The 5,343-nt window shown below is 52.1% G+C and carries 6 protein-coding genes and 2 pseudogenes; all 8 read right to left on the reverse strand.

Annotated features, from left to right (window positions below; all coding sequences use genetic code 11):
- Positions 1-55: 55 nt before the first annotated feature.
- Positions 56-814, reverse strand: coding sequence for an IS3 family transposase (locus tag QP970_RS11410; protein WP_284869953.1), 759 nt, complete (start codon positions 812-814; stop codon positions 56-58).
- Complete coding sequence (locus QP970_RS11415; RefSeq protein WP_005285771.1) at positions 814-1,131, reverse strand: transposase; 318 nt, start codon at positions 1,129-1,131, stop codon at positions 814-816. The genes QP970_RS11410 and QP970_RS11415 overlap by 1 nt, the downstream gene beginning before the upstream one ends.
- A gap of 55 nt (positions 1,132-1,186) precedes the next feature.
- A pseudogene (locus tag QP970_RS11420) lies at positions 1,187-2,050 on the reverse strand (transposase family protein); the annotation flags it as partial.
- Positions 2,051-2,504: 454 nt separating this feature from the next.
- On the reverse strand, positions 2,505-2,861 hold the full coding sequence (locus QP970_RS11425; RefSeq protein WP_239268985.1) for a hypothetical protein: 357 nt from the start codon (positions 2,859-2,861) through the stop codon (positions 2,505-2,507).
- Positions 2,861-3,220 carry a hypothetical protein gene (locus QP970_RS11430; RefSeq protein WP_284869954.1) on the reverse strand — a complete coding sequence of 120 codons (360 nt, stop codon included), beginning with the start codon at positions 3,218-3,220 and terminating at the stop codon, positions 2,861-2,863. The genes QP970_RS11425 and QP970_RS11430 overlap by 1 nt, the downstream gene beginning before the upstream one ends.
- Positions 3,210-3,515, reverse strand: a complete 306-nt coding sequence (locus QP970_RS11435) for a hypothetical protein (protein WP_284869955.1) — start codon at positions 3,513-3,515, stop codon at positions 3,210-3,212. The genes QP970_RS11430 and QP970_RS11435 overlap by 11 nt, the downstream gene beginning before the upstream one ends.
- Positions 3,516-3,686: 171 nt before the next feature.
- On the reverse strand, positions 3,687-4,160 hold the full coding sequence (locus QP970_RS11440) for a PDDEXK family nuclease (protein ID WP_239268981.1): 474 nt from the start codon (positions 4,158-4,160) through the stop codon (positions 3,687-3,689).
- A gap of 641 nt (positions 4,161-4,801) precedes the next feature.
- A pseudogene (locus QP970_RS11445) lies at positions 4,802-5,263 on the reverse strand (IS6 family transposase); the annotation flags it as partial.
- Positions 5,264-5,343: the final 80 nt, after the last annotated feature.

The following is a 5,343-nucleotide window of genomic DNA, read 5'->3' on the forward strand; positions in this document are numbered from 1 at the left end:
TACCCCCGGTACCCGATATCCGCACCGGTCGGTACTCGATACCGCCCTACCGGTACTAAATAGCGTCGCGCGTCACCTTCCGATCGTAAAATTCGGTCTTCAATGTCGACCAGAACGACTCGGCCATCGCATTGTCAAAGCAGACACCAGTACGGCCGACCGATTGTGCAATCCCTAGTTCTTGACAGACCTGCCACAGCTGTTCGCTGGTGAACTGGGTACCACGATCGGCGTGGAAGACCACGCCGTCGGGTACTTCACCACGCAGGGTGTAAGCCATGCGCAGTGCACGTTCAACTAGGTAAGAATCCTGCACACTATCCATGGACCAGCCTAGGACTCGGCGGGAGTGTCCATCGCGGATAACGCATAGGTACAGCCAGCCCTCATTCGTGCGTAGATAGGTAATATCCGACATCCACACTCGATTAAGCTGCCCTTGATCAAATAGGCGTTTCACTAGGTCTGGAAGCGTTGACTTCCGCTTGGATTGAATCGTCGTTACGGGAACAAACGCCCTGGGTGAGATGCCTTCAATACCCATCATCCGCATGCGTTTGGCCACGGTTTTGCGATTCACATAGACCCCACCCTCGGCGAGTTCTGCAGTAATCCGTGGGGCACCGTAGACTTCGTCAGAATCTTCCCAGATGTCATGAATTTTCCTGTCTAACTGGTCGAGGAATCTCTGACGCTGATTTTCACCACGAAGCCGTACTGCTTGAGCCTTTTGCCATTTATAGTAGCCAGAACGAGAAACCTCTAATAACCTGCTCATTCGTTTGATGCTGTAGTTCGCCTTCTCCTGCTGCATTAGCTCAAATTTTTCCGATCGCGTTGCTTCGCAGCGAAGAAGGCGGTGGCTTTTGACAAGAACTCATTATCCATCTTGGCCTCAGCTAACTCACGACGCAGGCGAGCGTTTTCGGCTCGTATATCGGCATCACTGCGGCCATCTACCGAGCCTTGGCGTTCCCGCTCAAGTTTGACCCACCTGCCTAAAATTGTGGCTGATACGCTAATTTCCTTAGCCACATGAGCGATTGGGCGCCCAGACTCAATGACCAGTCTGGCGGCCTCCTGCCGGTACTCCGGGGTGTACTTCTTCCTTGACGAACTCACAATGAACATCCTCTCCTACGGACACAAGATCCGTACTAATAGGGTGTCCACTAAACGAGGGTAACCTCAGGCGTGTGTTGTAGAAGTTGCGGTAGTCGACAATCAGCTGTTGGACCTGCGCCAGCGTCGTCGGGGTACGAGCATCCAAAAACCTGGTCATGGTTTGGTGCGATCGCTCGTCTTTGCCTTGCGTCGTGGGAGCAAAGCCCGCACTTGATTGAACTCCCAGGCTGGCGAGCCAGCGTTCGGTTTGCGACAGCCGGCCGCGATGGTAGGTGGCAAAGGCATCACCGTTGTCAGAGAGGACTTCTTGGAAAAGTCCGTAAGCATCAATGGCTCCACTTAGCGTGATGCGGGCATCGGTGCCGTTTTCTGGAGTTCCAAAAGCTTGGGAGCCGACGTCGAAGCGGCTGGCATCGTCGACGACTTGGTAGATAGTCACTTGCGTGTGAGGCACATCGAAGAGTCTGTAGGCAAACGCATCGATCTGCCACAGTTCATTGACTTCGCCCCTGGCAAAGTGCCTGTAGGACTTACGCGGTCGTTTACGTGCATTGATGTCAGCGACGCCAGCCTCGTGCAACCATTGTGCGATTAAAGCTCGTGACGGTGGTTGGTCGTAGCCGAGTTCGTCGAGGAAGAAGTAGAAGATTGACCATGGGCCGCAGTCTTGGCCGCGGGCTCTTAACGTACCGCGAGCTTGCAGGACCTGTTGTCGAATCTTGTCATCGTAGACCCGTCGCGGGTTCAGTGGTGCCGTGCTGTCGGGCACGATGCCAGCCCGCCCGCGTTCGGCGATACGTGCTTTGATGTTGTAGTACGTCTGCTTCGATACGCCGATGTTCTTGCAGAACTGCTGGACCGTGATGCCCTCACGGATGGGGTCGAAATCCGCTATCTTCTTGCGGAGAGTAATGGGAATTGCCATCCCCACATTGTCAAGAAGCCAGAGTCCAAAAAGTCGTTAGACATCCTGTCCATAAACTTCCTGGACTCCGCGTCAAAAAACTAACTGGACTCCGAGTCCAAAAAGTCACTAGACATCACATCCTTAGCTGAGGTAGGAACTAAACCCCGGACGCTTCATCCCCCTAGGCGTGTTCCGTTTAGGTTAGGTCGGAAACGAGAAAAGGGCATCAAGGGCGGATTTCAATAACTCCTTGTGGCGGGATTCTGAATCCAAATCTCCCTGACACTCTCAAGGCGTCACAACTCCATAGTTAAGAGCTACTTAACCCTTATGTACCCTTTTTGATAGATGCACCAATTTGGCCACAGTACCCGCATGAGTACTGTGGCCAAGTTTTGGAAGACAGTTTAGCAAGATCCTATCACTTTTTATCAAGTGATTAATAAACTGCTAGCTCCACTTAAAACACCGATCATGCCGCTGCTCGACGAAAGACTATATGGTTATTGGGCCAGAAAAAGTAGCAGATGGCTAGGAACGCCACGACTATTCGCCCAACCAAGCTAGGGAAGAAAGCTGTAATAGCTATCGTTGCAGCAAAGAGGAAAATGGAACGCACACGATGCATCCAAGGAGATACCGCTTTTTCACCCATGATCATGGAAATACCAAAAAGGATTACTCCCAATATTGAATAGAGCCACAAATATCCAGAATTGAAAAAGTGCTCAACTCCATGTTTCTCAATAATATCCGAGGGGAATATAGTGACAAAAGCCCACAGAGATTCTGGAAAGCGAATAAACTTTGGATCTTTATCCGTCCGCATTAGTCATCCTCAATCTCTGCGGTAATTGGCGGAAATCCCCACTTAGAGTACCAGGTAATACCTTTACCCTGCGCGACCGCCCCTGTGATTTTAGTAGCGAGATCGACAAAGTAAGTTGCCCCAAGAAGGCCGGCAGCGCCAGAAATAGCAGCTCCGATCGGCCCGCCTGCTACAGCACCCCAAGCAAAGAATGCCGCCTCAAGAGCAGCTGGCCCTTCCATTGCCGCTGCGGTAAGAGTTGCAGCCGTCCCAACCGTCAAATCGCTATTTGATTTGTGGCCGAGCTTGTGATCATATGTAGTGACAATTTTTGGCTCGTTTTCCTTGTGCTGAACAATGCTTTCATCCTCAGCAAGCACTGAGTGGAAAAAAACTGACATCTTTGTCTTCGAAACCATAATCACTACGAAGCTGATCATCGTTGAGATCGGACTTGAGGTTACCCTCATCGTCGTAATCAATATGTTCACCGACGTTACTAATTAGCTCAAGCTGCTTCTTCTCTTCAGGAGTGATCTCCTTAAGAGACCTATCAAATTGCTCTTCAGACCAAACAGGAGTTTTCTCTGCTTGTTCAACCGTTTCGGCAGAAGCTGCGGGGGCAATACCTGCAGTGATTAGAGACACAACTGTCAGAAGTGCGACTCGATTCATGATAGAACCTTTCTGTATCGATAGGCGGAACAAATCTAGGATACACGCCATCCTGACATCCCGCTTCTCAGATGAGCCGCATCCTACAGCATGTGGAATACTCTCGCTGGTGGAATGAGAATTGCGGGATTCCCGATGTTTCATAAATGAGAGTTCTCGCCTGTGATAGGTTCAATCAAAATGATATTCGCGAATTGCTCCGAGTAGCCAACACGGCTTTGAGCCATTCAATAAGCCCGAACCCGGTAGCTCCAGGGGCAAGCTCGAAGGTGCTGCGCCGGACGAAGGAGCCATCGGCGGGGACTGCTCGAACAGCCACCAGGTTTTCCCGTCGGTGAGGATTCCGTTGTAGCGGGAACCATCTTGGCTCATGTGGGTAGTGACGTAGCCAGCGAGTTGGTTGATGTAGTCCGCGTCGGCGCTCTCGTTGGTGAGCCGCTTTTTTACTTCGATGACAGTGGCTCCGGTGGCGATGTCGATTCGTCGGTGAGAACCATCACCGATCTGCTCTTCCAACCGTGGGGTATCCAGGTCGAAGTCGGCGGTAGTCAGCAGGGTCTTGATGTCGGACTGAATGTCAGCTTCAGTGCGCTCAGTGGCGTCTGGGGACGCCAGGCGAGTGATCAGGGATTGTGGTGTGGTCATGGCTTTCTAAGGTGGGTAGGTAAGTCTTAGTTGTTGATTCTTTCACAACGCACCCGTAACAAGGGCTGGTTGGTGGCAACCAAATCTTTGATTTGGGCGGCAGCCCAACGAGCCGCAAGGCGAGGCGGGAGTATAAACCATAACCCACAATATGACGGTTCTGTTGGTTGATCGGCTGGGGATATAGATCTACAGGGATATAGTTATAAGCCACCTGGGAAAATAGGTAAACCCCTGTGTATAACTAGCAAGATGATGGCAGATCAGCGCAAAGTGCTTTCAGGTAAAAAGAAAGCGCGCCGGAGGGCGCTAGTCTTCTGTGTTCTGTCTAGTCGAGTTCTGGACGAGACGGCCGCTGTCGGACTGAGGTGACTGTCTTGATCAACGTGACACCGGTCAGTATTGGAGGTAATTCCAGCGTTAGGCCACACACAGAATGTCATGAATGGCCTTCTTGATGTCGTTGCGAAAGTTTCTTCGCTCTACCGCAGTAGTCCATTTTGTCGAAAAGTTCTCGGCGATCATATCCGAGGTGAAGGTGTAGGCTTCCCGATTGTTTTAGCGGTACTGTTGCAAAGTTGGGCGGAGAGCAGCGAAGACTCAGTTTCTCATTCCCTGACGGCCGCTGCGTGTGGGCGTTGTTAGGCCGTCTCGAAGACCTGGTTGACGATCACCGCGTCCGGGTTCGGTTGCCCGTAGGCAAACATCGCGCCTAGCCCTTTCCGCAATGAGTGCATCGCCTCCATCCCTTTCAACGTCCGATATGCAGATATCCGGTTCTTAAACGCGCCTTTTGGCCCGAGGATCCGCTTCAGCCGACCATGGTCGCCTTCCAGGATGTTGTTGAGGTATTTCACCTGCCGGTGTTCCACTGTTGGCGGGCAGATTCCCTCTGACTTCAACTCGGCGATTGCCCTGGCTAGGGAGGGTGCTTTATCGGCGTTGATCACTCTGGGATACCCGGCTGACGCATTGGATCTGACGGCCTTGGCCAGGAAACACTTCGCTGCGGCCACGTTCCGATTCGAAGAGAGGTAAAAGCCCAAGGTCTGGCCACCGGCGGTGATCGCCCGATAGAGGTAGCACCACCTGCCGCCAACCCGAGAGTGTCAGGAAGTTTGTGTGTGAGGCTCTGATCTAGAAGGAGTTTCACCGATAATGACTACGGTGTCACCGAAGAAAA

It is taken from the genome of Corynebacterium sp. MSK073 (genome assembly GCF_030232085.1).
In the GTDB taxonomy this organism is placed as follows: Bacteria; Actinomycetota; Actinomycetes; order Mycobacteriales; family Mycobacteriaceae; genus Corynebacterium.

Coding starts and splice junctions, on each gene's coding strand:
- QP970_RS11415 (WP_005285771.1), bottom strand. CDS start 1,131: ATGTTCATTGTGAGTTCGTCAAGGAAGAAGTACACCCCGGAGTACCGG.
- QP970_RS11440 (WP_239268981.1), bottom strand. CDS start 4,160: ATGACCACACCACAATCCCTGATCACTCGCCTGGCGTCCCCAGACGCC.
- QP970_RS11435 (WP_284869955.1), bottom strand. CDS start 3,515: ATGAATCGAGTCGCACTTCTGACAGTTGTGTCTCTAATCACTGCAGGT.
- QP970_RS11425 (WP_239268985.1), bottom strand. CDS start 2,861: ATGCGGACGGATAAAGATCCAAAGTTTATTCGCTTTCCAGAATCTCTG.
- QP970_RS11410 (WP_284869953.1), bottom strand. CDS start 814: ATGCAGCAGGAGAAGGCGAACTACAGCATCAAACGAATGAGCAGGTTA.